We start from the raw sequence: 15,260 nt of genomic DNA on the forward strand, positions 1-15,260 counted from the left end.
GCTGTGGCGCTAGTCACGCTCCAGCGTGAGCTCCTTCAGGCCGTCGCCGCCCGGCGCCCCGCGGTTGTACAGGAAGCCACGCGTGCGGTCGGCCGCCAGCCGGTAACGGGCCAGCCGCTCCTCGGAGAGGCCGCCCGGGGCGTCGAGCGCCCGCCGCACGTCCACCACCCGGTGGTCCTCGACCGCGTCGGCGGGCGGCTTCTCACCGGTCTCCACCTCGGGCGGGATGTCCACCATGGTCGTGGCGTAGCGGGCTGAGACGTCCCAGCCGTCGGTCGCCTCGCGGAACTCGAACCAGCCGATCGCGCCCTCCTCGGTGAGCCCGCTGGGCGAGGAGTGACGGGCGACCTGGTTGCCCAGGCTGTAGGCGACCCAGGTGCCGTTCACCTTCTGGATCGGCTGCACCGCATGGGAGTGGTGCCCGATCACCAGGTCGATCCCGGTCTCCGTGGTGAGCCTCTCCGCCAACCGCAGCTGAGGGACGCTCGGTTCGTTGTAGTGCTCGGCTCCCCAGTGGAGCGAGAGGATGACCACCTCGGCGCCCTTCTCGCGGGCCCGGGCCTCGGCGTCCTTGATGGCGTCCGCGTCGAGCTGGTTGAACGCCCATTTCTCCTTCTCCGGCGTCGGATGGCGGAACGACATCCAGGAGAACGAGAGGTGGGCGACCTTGACGCCGTTGACGTCACGGATGTTGATCTTTTCTGCTTCCTCGGGTGTGCGAGCGGAGCCGGTGTGCCCGAGGCCGGCCTTGTCCATCGCGTTCAAGGTGCGCCGCACGGCCCCCAGGCCGTGGTCGTACGTGTGATTCGAGGCCGTCGAGCAGGTGTCGTAACCCACGTTCTTGAGGGACGTCAGGATCTGCGGCGGCACGAGGAACTCCGGGTACCCCTCGAAGGGACCCCGCGGCTTTCCGACGGGCGTCTCCATGTGACAGATGGCCAGATCGGCCTTGCTGATGACCGGCTTCACCCCGGCGAGCAGCGGCTCGAAGTCCAGCCCGGCCTCTCCCCCACCGGTCTTCTTGGCGTCCTTGGCGGCCTGGTCGACCAGCTCGGGGTGGATCAGCACGTCACCCGCGGCGGCGACGGTGAACGAACGGCCGCCCGGCTTCACCTGCGGTGCGGAGGCCGCGGAGGTGCACGCGGTCGTCACGGCAACGGTGGCCAGGAAAGCGCTTGCCGCACGAGCGATCCGGAGAGGATTACGAAGTGTCACCGCATCATATTCACATGAAGCACACAAGCACCACGGAAGTTACCGTCACAAGACAGTCACATTTGACTCGTATTATGGTCCAAATCGGACTCGTTCTCGCCCTGTTCGGCTGTCAGTCGCCAACAGACCGGTCAACGGACAACTCAACTCCACACGCCCGGCAGTTGGTGGACCTCCGTAGCAGGATCCTCAGGTACACGGCTGATCTGGAGCCCGACACCGCGTACGCCCCACCGGACGACACCCTGCGCGAGCGCGTCGCCGAGAGCGTCGGCCACCTCCTGGACGGCGACGCCGCAAAGGCCGAGCGCCTGCTCGCCTCCCTCGGCCTCAAGCTCACCCGCCTCACCGACACCGAGTCCGGCCGCAGGTACGACGAGATCGCCGCCGCCCGCCCGGGCCGGACCGAACGCTGGGGGCGCCTCTACCTGACCGCCGACTCCGAAGTCCGCTGGAACGCCCAGGTGCCGCACCCGGTCTCCGACCGGGACACCGAACGCCTCGGCATACGGCTCCTGGAGGACAACCCCGGCGGCTCGCTGGTCCTGGCCGGCGCGCACCGGGAGGCGGGCCGGGGCGACGCCGCCGACGTCGCCCACCGGGCGGACAGCGTCTTCCACGCCATCGTCGTGGAGCTCCAGAAACGCGACGTCCCGGGCGTGCAACTGCACGGCTTCGCCAAGGACTCGGACCGCCCCTACGAGGCCGTCCTCTCCACCGGAGCCGCGCGGAGCACCCTCACCGAGGCCGCAGCCCTGGCCGACGGCATGGAAGCCGACGGGCTGCGGGTCTGCCGGGGCTGGTCGGCCCGCTGCCCCCTGGAAGGCACCACGAACGTCCAGGGCAGGGCCGCGGAGCGCCACCACGCCAAGTTCCTCCACGTGGAGCTCTCCCCCAGGGCACGCGGCGACGGCTCCGCCGCCGACGCCACCGCCACGGCCCTCTCAGGGCTGGTCACGACCTGGAACTCCGCCCGCCGGTGAGCAACGGCACAAGCCTCAGCAGCACCCCGCCGACGGCAACGACCGCTTGTTCCGCGCCTCCTTGTTGCGCGCGGCCAGCAGTTCGTCGGCCGGGTAGCCGACCTCCTCCAGAGTCAGTCCGTGCGGCCGTACGACGTGCACGGCCGAGTCCCGGACGCCGGCCGCAAGCACCTTCCCCGGCCAGTCCGGCGGCCGGTGCCCGTCGCCCACGAAAAGCAGCGCCCCGATGAGCGAGCGCACCATGTTGTGGCAGAAGGCGTCGGCCCGCACGGTCGCGGTGATGATCCCGTCGTCGCCCCTCACGAGACTCAGCTCCTGGAGCGTACGGATCGTCGTCGCACCCTCCCGCTTCTTGCAGTAGGCGGCGAAGTCGTGCTCCCCGAGCAGCCGGCGCGCGGCCTCGTTCATGGCGTCGACGTCCAGCGGCCAGTCGTGCCACAGCACATGGCCGCGCAGCAGCGGGTCGACGCCGCCGGGGTTGTCGGTGACACGGTAGGCGTACCGCCGCCACACGGCCGAGAACCGCGCGTTGAAGCCGCTGGGCGCCTCCCTGAGGGCCCAGACCCGCACGTCCCGGGGCAGCCGCCCGGCGAGCCGCTTCAGCAGCTTCTGATGGTGCTCGGCCCAGACCTCATGCGGCAGATCGACATGCGCGACCTGCCCCCGGGCGTGCACCCCGGCATCGGTACGCCCCGCCACGGTCAGCTCGTACGTCTCCCGCGACCGCGTCACGGTCCGCAGCGCGTCCTCGATCTCCCCCTGCACGGTCCGCCGCCCCCCGGCCTGCTTGGCCCACCCGGAGAACTCACTCCCGTCGTACGACAGATCAAGCCGAACACGAACGAACCCGGCAGCTGCTTCATCACTCACGCACAGATCCTCTCAGCAACAAAAAGCGGGCCCGTCCCCAGAAAGGGAACGGACCCGCCAACGCCCTTCTTGGGGGCGCGGGGAACTGAGCGACCAGCCATGACGCCGCCGCAGCCGCAGCCGCACAGCCCCCGGCAGAACGCTTACGCGTCCTTCGACTCCTCGGCGGGAGCCTCGGCGGCCTCGTCGGACTCGGCCTGAACGGCCTCGTCCTTCTTGAGCGCGTCTTCCTTGACCGCACGCTTCGTCGCGGCCTCGGCCTCGCCAGTCGCCTCCTGCGCCACCGTCAGCGCCTCGACCAGCTCGATGACAGCCATGGGCGCGTTGTCGCCACGGCGGTTACCGATCTTGGTGATACGGGTGTAGCCACCCGGACGGTTCTCGTAGCGCGGGCCGATCTCGGTGAAGAGCGTGTGGACGATGCTCTTGTCCGTGATGACCTGGAGCACCTGACGGCGGTTGTGAAGGTCGCCCTTCTTCGCCTTGGTGACCAGACGCTCGGCGTACGGCCGCAGCTTGCGGGCCTTCGCCTCGGTGGTGGTGATGCGACCGTGCTCGAACAGCGCCTTCGCGAGGTTCGCGAGGAGGAGCTTCTCGTGCGCGGCGCTGCCGCCCATACGGGCACCCTTGGTGGGCTTCGGCATGGTGTTTCTCCTAGGTGTCTGCCCCGGCCGTATCAGGTACCGGGGTCAGTATCTGAGCAGACGGTTGTCTGTCAGAGATCCGGACGACAAGCCCCGAAGGGGCTGTCGTCCGGAAGGGGCGCGGGGAACTGCGCGATCAAGCACAGCGCACCCGCACCCGAATGCGGACCAGAAGGCCCGAGCTCTCAGTACTGCTCGGTCTCCACGAACCCGGCATCCGCGTCGTCGTCGGCGCCGAAGGCGTCCGCGGCGGCGGTCGGGTCGAACCCGGGAGGCGAGTCCTTCAGCGCAAGCCCCATACCCGCGAGCTTGGCCTTGACCTCGTCAATGGACTTCGCACCGAAGTTGCGGATGTCCAGGAGGTCGGCCTCCGAGCGGGCGACCAGCTCACCCACGGAGTGGATGCCCTCACGCTTGAGGCAGTTGTACGACCGAACGGTGAGCTCCAGCTCCTCGATCGGCAGCGCCAGATCGGCGGCGAGCGCGGCGTCCGTCGGGGACGGACCCATGTCGATGCCCTCGGCGTCGATGTTGAGCTCACGGGCCAGACCGAACAGCTCGACCAGGGTCTTGCCGGCCGACGCCATCGCGTCACGCGGACGCATGGCCTGCTTGGTCTCGACGTCGACGATCAGCTTGTCGAAGTCGGTGCGCTGCTCGACACGCGTGGCCTCGACCTTGTACGTGACCTTGAGCACCGGCGAGTAGATCGAGTCGACCGGGATCCGGCCGATCTCCTGGCCGACCTGCTTGTTCTGCACGGCGGAGACATAGCCACGGCCACGCTCGACCGTCAGCTCCATCTCCAGCTTGCCCTTGCCGTTGAGCGTGGCGAGGACCAGGTCGGGGTTGTGCACCTCGACACCGGCCGGGGGCGCGATGTCGGCGGCGGTGACCAGACCCGGGCCCTGCTTGCGCAGGTACATCACGACCGGCTCGTCGTGCTCCGAGGAGACGACCAGCTGCTTGATGTTGAGGATCAGGTCGGTGACGTCCTCCTTGACGCCCGGCACGGTGGTGAACTCGTGCAGGACACCGTCGATCCGGATGCTGGTGACAGCCGCACCGGGGATCGACGACAGGAGCGTACGACGCAGGGAGTTGCCGAGGGTGTAACCGAAGCCCGGCTCCAGCGGCTCGATCACGAACCGGGAGCGGAACTCGTCGACGACCTCTTCGGTCAACGAGGGACGCTGAGCGATCAGCATGTTGCGATCCTTCTGTCAGGGGCGCCCGCTATTTGACGCCCTGAGGTGTAACAAGGGTACGGGCGATATGGCCCCGAAGAGCCATACCGCCCGAAAACCTCAGACCAAGCGGCCTGCGTCAGCGATCTGTGAAAGATCAGACGCGACGGCGCTTGGGCGGACGGCAGCCGTTGTGCGGGGTCGGCGTGACGTCCTGGATGGAGCCGACCTCGAGGCCGGTCGCCTGCAGGGAGCGGATCGCGGTCTCACGACCGGAGCCCGGGCCCTTGACGAAGACGTCGACCTTGCGCATGCCGTGCTCCTGGGCGCGGCGGGCAGCCGACTCGGCGGCCATCTGCGCGGCGAACGGCGTGGACTTGCGCGAGCCCTTGAAGCCGACGTGGCCGGCGGAGGCCCAGGAGATCACGTTGCCCGAGGGGTCCGTGATCGAGACGATCGTGTTGTTGAACGTGCTCTTGATGTGCGCGTGGCCGTGAGCGACGTTCTTCTTTTCCTTGCGGCGCACCTTCTTGGCAGCGCCCTGACGTCCCTTGGGGGGCATCTCTTAACTCCTACGGGAGGTGGTCGGTCCTACAGCGAAGACCGTGGACAGGCGTCCGCTGCGGACTACTTCTTGCCCGGCTTCTTCTTGCCGGCGATGGCGCGACGCGGGCCCTTGCGGGTGCGGGCGTTGGTGCTGGTGCGCTGACCGCGGACGGGCAGGCCGCGGCGGTGACGCAGACCCTGGTAGCAGCCGATCTCGACCTTGCGGCGGATGTCGGCCTGGATCTCACGACGGAGGTCACCCTCGGTCCTGATGTTGTTGTCCACGAACTCGCGGATCGCGACGAGCTGCTCCTCGGAGAGGTCGCGAACGCGGGTGTTCGGGTCGACGCCGGTGGCGGCCAGCGTCTGCTGCGCGAGGGTCCGGCCGATGCCGAACACGTAGGTGAGGGCGACCTCCACGCGCTTTTCGCGCGGGATGTCAACACCGGAAACGCGTGCCATTCAATGGCTCCAGTTACTTGTCGGAGGTCTTCCACAGAACCGAATCCCAGCCGCCGTATGAGGTACGAACTGGGTCCCCGGCCTCCGAACCAGGGGTGTCAGGCGAACAGCGTCCGCCCGGGTCCTGCGTATGAACATATTCAGCTCGCGTCGCGCGAATCCCTGCGATGGATGCAGAGGGTGCGATCCGCTGTCGATCAGCCCTGGCGCTGCTTGTGGCGCGGGTTGTCGCAGATGATCATGACCCGGCCGTGACGGCGGATCACCCTGCACTTGTCGCAGATCTTCTTGACGCTCGGCTTGACCTTCATTAGTGAGGTTCTCCGGGTCAGTGCCACCACCTCGCCGAGGCGAGATGCGGGGCAAGATCTACTTGTAGCGGTAGACGATCCGGCCACGCGTCAGGTCGTACGGAGACAGCTCCACCACGACCCGGTCGTCAGGGAGGATGCGGATGTAGTGCATGCGCATCTTGCCGCTGATGTGTGCCAGGACCTGGTGGCCGTTCTGGAGCTCGACCTTGAACATGGCGTTCGGAAGAGACTCGACGACAGTGCCCTCGATCTCGATGGCACCTTGCTTCTTGGCCACGCTTCGCCCTTCGAATCGACTACCTTGATCGACTCCGAGCGAGCATGCAGACATGCGGGTGCACCAGAGCCGACGAGTCAGTCTACGTCAGGGCACCCGGAAAGACGAATCGGGGGAGTCTGCCCCAGCGGACAGATCTTTAAGCGCCCGGAAAGGGGCGCGGGGAACCGCGCGACAAGCCACGACGAACCCGCGGCCGCCGACCACCGGGATCACCCACCCCGGAACGCGCTCAGCCCAGCGGGTCAGGAGCTGCCGTGATCCCCAGCTCGGCGAGCTTCGCCTTCCCCCCGTCGGGAGACGTCAGCACCAGCGGCCCTTCCTCGGTCAGCGCGACCGAGTGCTCCCAGTGCGAGGACCAGGTGCCGTCGGTGGTGATGACCGTCCAGTCGTCCTGGAGGACCTCCGTCTTCGGGGTGCCCAGGGAGACCATCGGCTCGATGGCGAGGCAGAAGCCCGGCACCAGCTTCGGGCCCTTGCCGCGCCGCCGGTCGACGTAGTTCAGCAGGTGCGGGTCCATGTGCATCTCGGTGCCGATGCCGTGGCCGCCGTAGTCCTCGATGATCCCGTACTTGCCACCGCCGGGCTTGGGCTGGCGGCGGATGTACGTCTCGATGGCCCGGGAGACGTCGACCAGCCGGTTGCCCTGCTTCATGGCGGCGATGCCGGCCCACATCGACTCCTCGGTCACCCGGGAGAGCTCGACCAGCTCCGGGGAGTGGCCGGAGCCGACGAAGGCCGTGTAGGCGGCGTCGCCGTGCCAGCCCTCGATGATCGCGCCGCAGTCGATGGAGATGACGTCCCCGTCCTTGAGGACGACGTCGTCGGACGGGATGCCGTGGACGACGACCTCGTTCACGGACGTGCAGATCGTCGCCGGGAAGCCGCCGTAGCCGAGGAAGTTCGGCTTGGCGTTGTGCTCGGCGAGGACCTTGCGGGCGACCTGGTCCAGATCCTTCGTCGTGGCCCCCGGCACGGCGGCTTCACGGGTCGCCGCGTGGATGGCGGCGACGACCAGGCCCGCCTCACGCATCTTGGCGATCTGCTCGGAGGTCTTGATCTGCACCATGGGGACTACGGCCTTTCTGGACCGGAGAGAGAATGAACGCCTTCAACGATAAGGGGCCGCGCGAGCGACCCCGCCCCACGCAGCAGCCGCGGCTCCCCCAGGGGAACCGCGGCCGTGGCTGCGTACGAACGACTACTTGTCGCCCTCGTCACGCTTCAGCGCCTCCATGGCGCGCTTCGTGACGTCCTCCACCTTGCCGAGCGCGGAGATCGTGACCACCAGGCCCTGCGCCTTGTAGTAGTCGATGATCGGCTCGGTCTGCGTGTGGTAGACCTCCAGCCGCTTGCGGACGGTCTCCTCGGAGTCGTCGCCCCGCTGGTACAGCTCGCCGCCGCAGACGTCGCAGACGCCCTCCTTGGCGGCCGGCTTGTACGTCACGTGGAAGACGTGCGCCGACTCCTTGCGGCAGACGCGCCGGCCGGCGATCCGCTTGACGACCTCGTCCTCGGGGACCTCCAGGTCCAGCACCGCGTCGAGCTGCATGCTCTCGGCCTCGAGCAGCTCGTCGAGCGCCTCGGCCTGCGAGACATTGCGGGGAAAGCCGTCCAGCAGGAAACCGTTCTCGGCGTCCGGCTGCTCCATGCGGTCCTTCGCCATGGCGATGGTGACCTCGTCCGGCACCAGGTTGCCCGCGTCGATGTAGGACTTCGCCAGTTTGCCGAGTTCCGTCTGCTGGCTGATGTTGGCCCGGAACAGGTCGCCCGTGGAGATGTGCGGGATCGACAGGTTTCTGGCCAGGAACGCGGCCTGCGTTCCCTTACCGGCACCCGGCGGCCCGACGAGGACGATACGCATCAGCGGAGGAACCCTTCGTAATTGCGCTGCTGGAGCTGGCTCTCAATTTGCTTCACCGTCTCAAGACCGACACCCACGATGATCAGGATGCTGGTCCCGCCGAACGGGAAGTTCTGGTTTGCCCCGAAACCTGCCAACGCCATCGTCGGCACGAGAGCGATCAGTCCCAAGTACAGCGAACCCGGCCAGGTGATCCGGTTGAGTACGTAGCTCAGGTACTCAGCGGTCGGTCGGCCAGCCCGGATGCCCGGGATGAAGCCACCATACTTCTTCATGTTGTCGGCGACTTCCTCGGGGTTGAACGAGATGGCCACGTAGAAGAACGCGAAGAAAACGATCAACAGGAAGTACGTAATGATGTAGTACGGGTGGTCGCCCTTGACGAAGTGTTGCTCGATCCAGGTCTTCCAGCCCGAGGTGCCTCCGGCGAACTGAGCGATCAGCGCCGGGATGTAGAGCAGCGACGAGGCGAAGATGACGGGGATCACACCCGCCTGGTTCACCTTGAGCGGGATGTAGGTGGACGTACCGCCGTAGGAACGGCGGCCGATCATGCGCTTGGCGTACTGCACCGGGATACGGCGCTGGGCCTGCTCGACGAAGACCACCAGGCCGACCATGGCGAAGCCGACCAGGATGACCGTGCCGAACTCGATCCAGCCGCCGGCCAGGGAGCCCTCCTGCTTGATGGCCCACAGCGCGGACGGGAAGGTGGCGGCGATCGAGATGAACATCAGGATCGACATGCCGTTGCCGATGCCGCGGTCGGTGATGAGCTCACCGAGCCACATCACGGCGGCCGTACCGGCGGTCATCGTGATGACCATGGTGATGGTGACGAAGATCGACTGGTCCGGGACGATCTGGCTGGCCACCGGGCACCCCTGGAACAGGGCGCCGCTACGGGCGGTGGCGACGAGGCCGGTGCCCTGAAGGATGGCGAGGGCGATCGTCAGGTAACGGGTGTACTGCGTGATCTTCGCCGTACCGGCCTGGCCCTCCTTCTTCAGGGCTTCCAGACGCGGAATCACCACGGTCAGCAGCTGCAGAATGATGCTCGCCGTGATGTACGGCATGATGCCCAGCGCGAAGATCGTGATCTGCAGCAGCGCGCCACCGCTGAACATGTTGACCAGGCCGAAGATGCCCTGGTTGGCCTGGGCGTTGTCGATACACGTCTGGACGTTCCGGTAATCGACACCTGGGATCGGGATGTGTGTACCCACCCGGTAGACCACGATGATGGCGAGCGTGAAGAGCAGCTTCTTGCGCAGGTCGGGCGTCTTGAACGCCCGGGCGAACGCGGTGAGCACGGTGCCTCCTGCGACCCCCGCGCAACTGCGTCAAGGGTGACGGTCTTGAGAGTCCAATAGGAACAACGACATAGGTAACGGTCAACTGCCGCTCAGAGTGCCCGAAGTGAAGCACCCTGTGAAATGAGGGCAGTGCAGGCCACCTTACCGGCGTGACTGCCGCCCTAGGAACGACCAACCGGGGATACCCCATATGTGGGGTATCCCCGGTCGGGATCGCTCAGGTCATCAAGACGCCTGTGGTGTTCAGACGAGCTCGGTGACGGTACCGCCGGCGGCGGTGATCTTCTCCTTGGCGGAGCCGGAGACGGCGTCGACCGTCACCTGCAGCGCCACGGAGAGCTCGCCCTGGCCGAGGACCTTGACGAGGCTGTTCTTGCGGACGGCACCCTTGGCGACCAGGTCGGCAACGGTGACCTCCCCACCCTCGGGGTAGAGGGCGGCGAGCTTGTCCAGGTTCACGACCTGGAACTCCGTCTTGAACGGGTTCTTGAAGCCCTTCAGCTTCGGAAGACGCATGTGGAGGGGCATCTGGCCACCCTCGAAGCGCTCCGGAACCTGGTAACGGGCCTTCGTGCCCTTGGTACCACGACCGGCCGTCTTACCCTTCGACGCCTCACCACGACCGACACGGGTCTTGGCGGTCTTGGCGCCCGGGGCGGGACGGAGGTTGTGGATCTTGAGCGGGTTGTTCTCCGCCATGATCAGTCGACCTCCTCGACCGTCACGAGGTGGCGGACGGTGTGCACCATGCCGCGGAACTCGGGGCGGTCCTCCTTGACGACCTGCGTGTTGATGCCCTTGAGACCAAGGGAACGCAGGGTGTCACGGTGGTTCTGCTTGCTGCCGATGTAGGACTTGACCTGCGTAATCTTGAGCTGCGCCATGATTACGCACCCGCCCCGGCACGCGCACGGAGAAGAGCCGCGGGGGCGACGTCCTCGAGGGGCAGACCACGGCGGGCCGCGATCTCCTCGGGGCGCTGCAGGCCACGGAGGGCCTCCACGGTCGCGTGCACGATGTTGATCGCGTTGTCGGAGCCGAGCGACTTCGACAGCACGTCGTGGATACCGGCGCACTCGAGCACGGCACGCACCGGACCACCGGCGATAACACCGGTACCGGGCGACGCGGGCTTGAGCAGCACGACGCCGGCAGCCTTCTCACCCTGGATGGGGTGCGGGATGGTGCCCTGGATGCGGGGGACCTTGAAGAAGTGCTTCTTGGCCTCCTCAACACCCTTGGCGATGGCGGCCGGCACCTCCTTGGCCTTGCCGTATCCGACACCCACGGTGCCGTCACCGTCGCCCACCACGACCAGCGCGGTGAAGCTGAAGCGACGACCACCCTTCACAACCTTGGCGACGCGGTTGATCGCGACAACGCGCTCAACGTACGCGGTCTTCTCGGCGGCAGCAGCGCCGCCGTCACGGCCCTTCCGGTCCCGCCGCTCGCCGCCACCGGCACCGCCACCGCGGCGCTGGGGTCCAGCCATTGGAATTACCTCTCTCTGTTTCCGCTAGCTACGGAACCGGCTCAGAACTTGAGCCCGGCCTCGCGGGCGGCGTCCGCCAGGGCGGCGATGCGCCCCGCGTACTGGTTACCACCACGGTCGAACACGACGGCCTCGACACCGGCGGCCTTGGCGCGCTCGGCGACCAGGGCGCCGACCTGCTTGGCCTGCGCGGACTTGTCGCCCTCGCCACCGCGGATCGAGGTGTCCAGGGTGGACGCCGACGCAAGGGTGTGACCCTTGATGTCGTCGATCACCTGGGCCACGATGTGGCGGTTCGAGCGGGTAACGACCAGACGCGGACGCTCCGCCGTTCCGTTGATGTTCTTACGGATCCGGATGTGGCGGCGCTTGATCGCGGCGCGCTTGTAGGCGTCGCCCTTAAGGATCTTCTGTCCGTATGCCATGGCTTACTTACCCGCCTTTCCGACCTTGCGGCGGATGACTTCGCCCTCGTACTTGACGCCCTTGGCCTTGTACGGGTCGGGCCTGCGCAGCTTGCGGATGTTGGCCGCAACCTCGCCGACCTTCTGCTTGTCGATGCCCTCGACCGAGAAACGAGTCGGGGACTCCACCTTGAAGGTGATGCCCTCGGGGGCCTCGACCAGGATCGGGTGGCTGTAGCCGAGGGAGAACTCCAGGTTGGAGCCCTTCGCCACGACGCGGTAACCGACACCGCTGATTTCGAGCTTCTTGACGTATCCCTGGGTCACACCGGTGATCATGTTCGCCACCAGCGTGCGGGACAGGCCGTGCAGGGCCTTGCTCTGCCGCTCGTCGTTGGGCCGGAGCACCTGAAGGGTGCCGTCCTCGGCCTTGGCGATGTCGATCGGCGCGATGACGGTGTGGGTCAGTTCGCCCTTGGGGCCCTTGACCGCGACCGTACGGCCGTCGATGGTGACGTCCACGCCGGCGGGAACCGGGATGGGGAGCTTGCCGATACGCGACATTGCTGTCTCTCCTCCGTTCCCGAACTACCAGACGTAGGCGAGGACTTCCCCACCCACGCCCTTCTTCTGCGCCTGCTGGCCGGTCAGGAGACCGTGGGACGTGGAGATGATGGCCACGCCCAGGCCGCCCAGAACCTTCGGCAGGTTGGTGGACTTCGCGTACACCCGGAGACCGGGCTTGGAGATCCGCTTGATGCCCGCGATGGAGCGCTCACGGTTCGGGCCGAACTTCAGCTCGAGAACGAGGTTCTTGCCGACCTCGGCGTCCTCGACCTTCCAGCCCGTGATGAAGCCCTCCTGCTGGAGGATCTCCGCGATGTGCGACTTGATCTTCGACGCCGGCATCGTCACGGAGTCGTGGTATGCCGAGTTCGCGTTCCGCAGACGCGTCAGCATGTCTGCGATCGGATCAGTCATGGTCATGAATTGGCCTTCGGCCTCTCTCGCCGGGGTTTCCTGGTGCGCCATCCCTCTCCCCGATCCGAGACGGGACGGGTGCGGCGCGGTGGACCTACGGCGTAGTAAGTCGTACGGGCGACCGTCAGGCGCCCAACCCTCCAAGCCTAAGCCATGAAGGGGAGGGCGCCTGACGCGCCCATTGCTTACCGAGAGCCCTGGGAATCCCTAAAAGGTGGGATTACCAGGAGCTCTTGGTCACGCCCGGCAGCTCGCCACGGTGAGCCATCTCACGAAGGCACACGCGGCACAGGCCGAACTTGCGGTACACGGAGTGCGGGCGGCCGCAGCGCTGGCAGCGGGTGTAGCCACGCACACCGAACTTGGGCTTGCGAGCAGCCTTAGCGATCAGAGCCTTCTTCGCCATCTCGCTCACGCCTCCTTGAAGGGGAAGCCGAGGTGACGAAGGAGCGCACGGCCCTCAGCGTCGTTGGTCGCCGTGGTCACCACGGTGATGTCCATACCCCGGGTGCGGTCGATCTTGTCCTGGTCGATCTCGTGGAACATGACCTGCTCCGTGAGACCGAAGGTGTAGTTGCCACGGCCGTCGAACTGCTTGGGGGACAGGCCGCGGAAGTCGCGGATGCGCGGCAGCGCGAGCGACAGGGTGCGGTCCAGGAACTCCCACATGCGGTCGCCACGGAGCGTGACGTGGGCACCGATCGGCTGGCCCTCACGCAGCTTGAACTGCGCGATGGACTTGCGGGCCTTGGTGACGGCCGGCTTCTGACCGGTGATCGTGGTGAGGTCCTTGATGGCACCCTCGATCAGCTTGGAGTCGCGGGCGGCGTCGCCCACACCCATGTTGACCACGATCTTGACGAGACCGGGGATCTGCATGACGTTCTCGTACTTGAACTCGTCACGCAGCTTGCCCGTGATCTCCTCACGGTACTTCTGCTTCAGACGCGGGCTGGTGGTGGTCGTCATCAGATGTCCTCACCCGTCCGCTTGGCAACGCGGATCTTGTTGCCTTCGTCGTCGAAGCGGTAACCGACGCGGGTCACGACCTTGTTGCCGTCCTTCTCCACGACCAGCTGGACGTTGGAGACGTGGATCGGCGCCTCGGTGGTGACGATGCCGCCGGCCTGCGAACCGCGAGCCGTCGGACCTGCCTTGGTGTGCTTCTTGACCCGGTTGACACCCTCGACCAGGACACGCTCGTCGCGCGGGTAAGCGGCAATGACCTTGCCCTGCTTGCCCTTGTCCTTACCGGTGATGACCTGAACCAGGTCGCCCTTCTTGATCTTCATGCTCACAGCACCTCCGGCGCGAGGGAGATGATCTTCATGAACTTCTTCTCGCGCAGCTCACGGCCGACCGGGCCGAAGATACGGGTGCCACGAGGGTCGCCGTCGTTCTTCAGAATGACAGCGGCGTTCTCGTCGAAGCGGATGTACGAGCCGTCCGGACGGCGGCGCTCCTTGACGGTGCGAACGATGACCGCCTTGATGACGTCACCCTTCTTCACGTTGCCGCCGGGGATCGCGTCCTTGACGGTGGCGACGATGACGTCACCGATACCCGCGTAGCGGCGACCGGAGCCACCGAGCACACGGATGCAGAGGATTTCCTTCGCACCCGTGTTGTCGGCGACACGCAGTCGCGACTCCTGCTGGATCACGTCTATCTCCTGGTTGTCTGCCGGTTCCCGACAGGGGCTCTCCTCTTTCGAGGTCGGCCCCTGCCGAGCCTGGCGGAACGATGCCTAGGGGGTCCCCCTGGGCGGGATTACTTGGCCTTCTCGAGGATCTCGACGACGCGCCAGCGCTTCGTCGCGGACAGCGGCCGGGTCTCCATGAGGAGGACACGGTCGCCGACACCCGCGGCGTTCTGCTCGTCGTGCGCCTTGAGCTTGTTGGTACGGCGGATGACCTTGCCGTACAGCGCGTGCTTGACGCGGTCCTCGACGGCGACGACGACGGTCTTGTCCATCTTGTCGCTGACGACGAGACCCTCACGGGTCTTGCGGAAGCCGCGGGCCTCTGCAGTCTGCTCAGTCACGTTGCTCTCACTCATCAGGCGCTCTCCACCGTCTCGATGCCCAGCTCGCGCTCACGCATCAGGGTGTAGATCCGCGCGATGTCCTTACGGACGGCCTTCAGCCGGCCGTGGTTCTCGAGCTGGCCCGTCGCCGCCTGGAAGCGGAGGTTGAACAGCTCTTCCTTGGCCTCGCGGAGCTTGTTCAGCAGCTCCTCGTTGCCCAGTTCGCGCAGCTCGGACGCCTTGGTACCGGCCGACATCACGCTTCACCTGCCTCGCGCTTGACGATCTTGCACTTCATCGGCAGCTTGTGGGCCGCACGGGTCAGGGCCTCGCGCGCGATCTTCTCGTTGGGGTACGACAGCTCGAACATCACGCGTCCGGGCTTGACGTTGGCGATCCACCACTCCGGAGAACCCTTACCGGAACCCATGCGGGTCTCGGCGGGCTTCTTCGTGAGGGGGCGGTCCGGGTAGATGTTGATCCAGACCTTGCCGCCACGCTTGATGTGACGCGTCATGGCGATACGAGCTGCCTCGATCTGCCGGTTCGTCACGTACGCCGGGGTCAGGGCCTGAATGCCGTACTCGCCGAACGCAACCTGCGTGCCACCCTTGGACATGCCGTTGCGCTTGGGGTGGTGCTGCTTGCGGTGCTTGACCCTACGGGGGATCAGCATTTCG

The 15,260-nt window shown here is 66.5% G+C and carries 25 protein-coding genes; 1 reads left to right on the forward strand and 24 read right to left on the reverse strand.

Annotated features, from left to right (window positions below; genetic code table 11):
* Positions 1-9: 9 nt before the first annotated feature.
* Positions 10-1,152: a CapA family protein gene (locus ACZ58V_RS05335; RefSeq protein ID WP_468186980.1), complete on the reverse strand. Its 1,143-nt coding sequence runs from the start codon at positions 1,150-1,152 to the stop codon at positions 10-12.
* Between the two features lie 230 nt (positions 1,153-1,382).
* Between ACZ58V_RS05335 and ACZ58V_RS05340 the strand changes: the two genes are divergently transcribed.
* Complete coding sequence (locus ACZ58V_RS05340; RefSeq protein WP_471288744.1) at positions 1,383-2,198, forward strand: hypothetical protein; 816 nt, start codon at positions 1,383-1,385, stop codon at positions 2,196-2,198.
* A gap of 15 nt (positions 2,199-2,213) precedes the next feature.
* Here the strand turns inward: ACZ58V_RS05340 and truA are convergent, their stop codons facing one another.
* The 23 genes from truA to rplP form a co-directional block, all read right to left on the reverse strand.
* Positions 2,214-3,068, reverse strand: coding sequence for a tRNA pseudouridine(38-40) synthase TruA (gene truA / locus ACZ58V_RS05345; RefSeq protein WP_468186977.1), 855 nt, complete (start codon positions 3,066-3,068; stop codon positions 2,214-2,216).
* 143 nt (positions 3,069-3,211) lie between these two features.
* Positions 3,212-3,712, reverse strand: coding sequence for a 50S ribosomal protein L17 (gene rplQ / locus ACZ58V_RS05350; protein WP_471288466.1), 501 nt, complete (start codon positions 3,710-3,712; stop codon positions 3,212-3,214).
* A gap of 185 nt (positions 3,713-3,897) precedes the next feature.
* Positions 3,898-4,920: a DNA-directed RNA polymerase subunit alpha gene (locus ACZ58V_RS05355; RefSeq protein ID WP_003966937.1), complete on the reverse strand. Its 1,023-nt coding sequence runs from the start codon at positions 4,918-4,920 to the stop codon at positions 3,898-3,900.
* 136 nt (positions 4,921-5,056) lie between these two features.
* The gene (gene rpsK / locus ACZ58V_RS05360) at positions 5,057-5,461 is read right to left on the reverse strand and encodes a 30S ribosomal protein S11 (RefSeq protein ID WP_003956432.1); all 405 of its coding nucleotides are present in this window, start codon (positions 5,459-5,461) and stop codon (positions 5,057-5,059) included.
* 65 nt (positions 5,462-5,526) lie between these two features.
* Entirely contained in the window at positions 5,527-5,907 is a 381-nt protein-coding gene (gene rpsM, locus ACZ58V_RS05365) for a 30S ribosomal protein S13 (protein WP_189728755.1), read from the reverse strand.
* 197 nt (positions 5,908-6,104) lie between these two features.
* Positions 6,105-6,218, reverse strand: a complete 114-nt coding sequence (rpmJ, locus tag ACZ58V_RS05370) for a 50S ribosomal protein L36 (protein WP_003948619.1) — start codon at positions 6,216-6,218, stop codon at positions 6,105-6,107.
* Between the two features lie 58 nt (positions 6,219-6,276).
* A complete protein-coding gene (gene infA / locus ACZ58V_RS05375) occupies positions 6,277-6,498 on the reverse strand; it encodes a translation initiation factor IF-1 (RefSeq protein ID WP_003948620.1) in 222 nt (73 codons plus the stop codon).
* Positions 6,499-6,730: 232 nt separating this feature from the next.
* Positions 6,731-7,567: a type I methionyl aminopeptidase gene (gene map / locus ACZ58V_RS05380; protein ID WP_468186968.1), complete on the reverse strand. Its 837-nt coding sequence runs from the start codon at positions 7,565-7,567 to the stop codon at positions 6,731-6,733.
* Between the two features lie 132 nt (positions 7,568-7,699).
* Positions 7,700-8,362 (reverse strand): adenylate kinase, encoded by a 663-nt coding sequence (locus tag ACZ58V_RS05385; RefSeq protein ID WP_468186965.1) that lies wholly within the window; start codon positions 8,360-8,362, stop codon positions 7,700-7,702.
* Positions 8,362-9,675: a preprotein translocase subunit SecY gene (gene secY, locus ACZ58V_RS05390; protein WP_398663059.1), complete on the reverse strand. Its 1,314-nt coding sequence runs from the start codon at positions 9,673-9,675 to the stop codon at positions 8,362-8,364. Before secY ends, ACZ58V_RS05385 begins: the two co-directional genes overlap by 1 nt.
* 246 nt (positions 9,676-9,921) lie before the next feature.
* A complete protein-coding gene (rplO, locus tag ACZ58V_RS05395; RefSeq protein WP_193482350.1) occupies positions 9,922-10,377 on the reverse strand; it encodes a 50S ribosomal protein L15 in 456 nt (151 codons plus the stop codon).
* Positions 10,378-10,379: 2 nt separating this feature from the next.
* On the reverse strand, positions 10,380-10,562 hold the full coding sequence (rpmD, locus tag ACZ58V_RS05400) for a 50S ribosomal protein L30 (protein WP_003974250.1): 183 nt from the start codon (positions 10,560-10,562) through the stop codon (positions 10,380-10,382).
* Between the two features lie 2 nt (positions 10,563-10,564).
* Positions 10,565-11,170: a 30S ribosomal protein S5 gene (gene rpsE, locus ACZ58V_RS05405; protein ID WP_164332815.1), complete on the reverse strand. Its 606-nt coding sequence runs from the start codon at positions 11,168-11,170 to the stop codon at positions 10,565-10,567.
* A 41-nt stretch (positions 11,171-11,211) separates the two neighbouring features.
* Positions 11,212-11,595 (reverse strand): 50S ribosomal protein L18, encoded by a 384-nt coding sequence (gene rplR / locus ACZ58V_RS05410; protein WP_030930487.1) that lies wholly within the window; start codon positions 11,593-11,595, stop codon positions 11,212-11,214.
* Between the two features lie 3 nt (positions 11,596-11,598).
* Complete coding sequence (rplF, locus tag ACZ58V_RS05415) at positions 11,599-12,138, reverse strand: 50S ribosomal protein L6 (RefSeq protein ID WP_010036705.1); 540 nt, start codon at positions 12,136-12,138, stop codon at positions 11,599-11,601.
* Positions 12,139-12,162: 24 nt separating this feature from the next.
* Positions 12,163-12,561, reverse strand: a complete 399-nt coding sequence (gene rpsH / locus ACZ58V_RS05420) for a 30S ribosomal protein S8 (RefSeq protein ID WP_104789270.1) — start codon at positions 12,559-12,561, stop codon at positions 12,163-12,165.
* 214 nt (positions 12,562-12,775) lie between these two features.
* Complete coding sequence (locus ACZ58V_RS05425) at positions 12,776-12,961, reverse strand: type Z 30S ribosomal protein S14 (RefSeq protein WP_003948630.1); 186 nt, start codon at positions 12,959-12,961, stop codon at positions 12,776-12,778.
* Between the two features lie 5 nt (positions 12,962-12,966).
* Positions 12,967-13,524: a 50S ribosomal protein L5 gene (gene rplE / locus ACZ58V_RS05430; protein ID WP_003992366.1), complete on the reverse strand. Its 558-nt coding sequence runs from the start codon at positions 13,522-13,524 to the stop codon at positions 12,967-12,969.
* Positions 13,524-13,847, reverse strand: a complete 324-nt coding sequence (gene rplX, locus ACZ58V_RS05435) for a 50S ribosomal protein L24 (RefSeq protein ID WP_053674523.1) — start codon at positions 13,845-13,847, stop codon at positions 13,524-13,526. The genes rplE and rplX overlap by 1 nt, the downstream gene beginning before the upstream one ends.
* Before the next feature lie 2 nt (positions 13,848-13,849).
* Positions 13,850-14,218: a 50S ribosomal protein L14 gene (rplN, locus tag ACZ58V_RS05440; RefSeq protein WP_003992364.1), complete on the reverse strand. Its 369-nt coding sequence runs from the start codon at positions 14,216-14,218 to the stop codon at positions 13,850-13,852.
* Positions 14,219-14,325: 107 nt separating this feature from the next.
* The gene (rpsQ, locus tag ACZ58V_RS05445) at positions 14,326-14,613 is read right to left on the reverse strand and encodes a 30S ribosomal protein S17 (protein ID WP_003992363.1); all 288 of its coding nucleotides are present in this window, start codon (positions 14,611-14,613) and stop codon (positions 14,326-14,328) included.
* Positions 14,613-14,837 (reverse strand): 50S ribosomal protein L29, encoded by a 225-nt coding sequence (gene rpmC / locus ACZ58V_RS05450; protein WP_010036720.1) that lies wholly within the window; start codon positions 14,835-14,837, stop codon positions 14,613-14,615. Before rpmC ends, rpsQ begins: the two co-directional genes overlap by 1 nt.
* Positions 14,837-15,256, reverse strand: a complete 420-nt coding sequence (gene rplP, locus ACZ58V_RS05455; RefSeq protein WP_003992362.1) for a 50S ribosomal protein L16 — start codon at positions 15,254-15,256, stop codon at positions 14,837-14,839. Before rplP ends, rpmC begins: the two co-directional genes overlap by 1 nt.
* Positions 15,257-15,260: the final 4 nt, after the last annotated feature.

This window comes from Streptomyces sp. NPDC040589 (genome assembly GCF_055594445.1).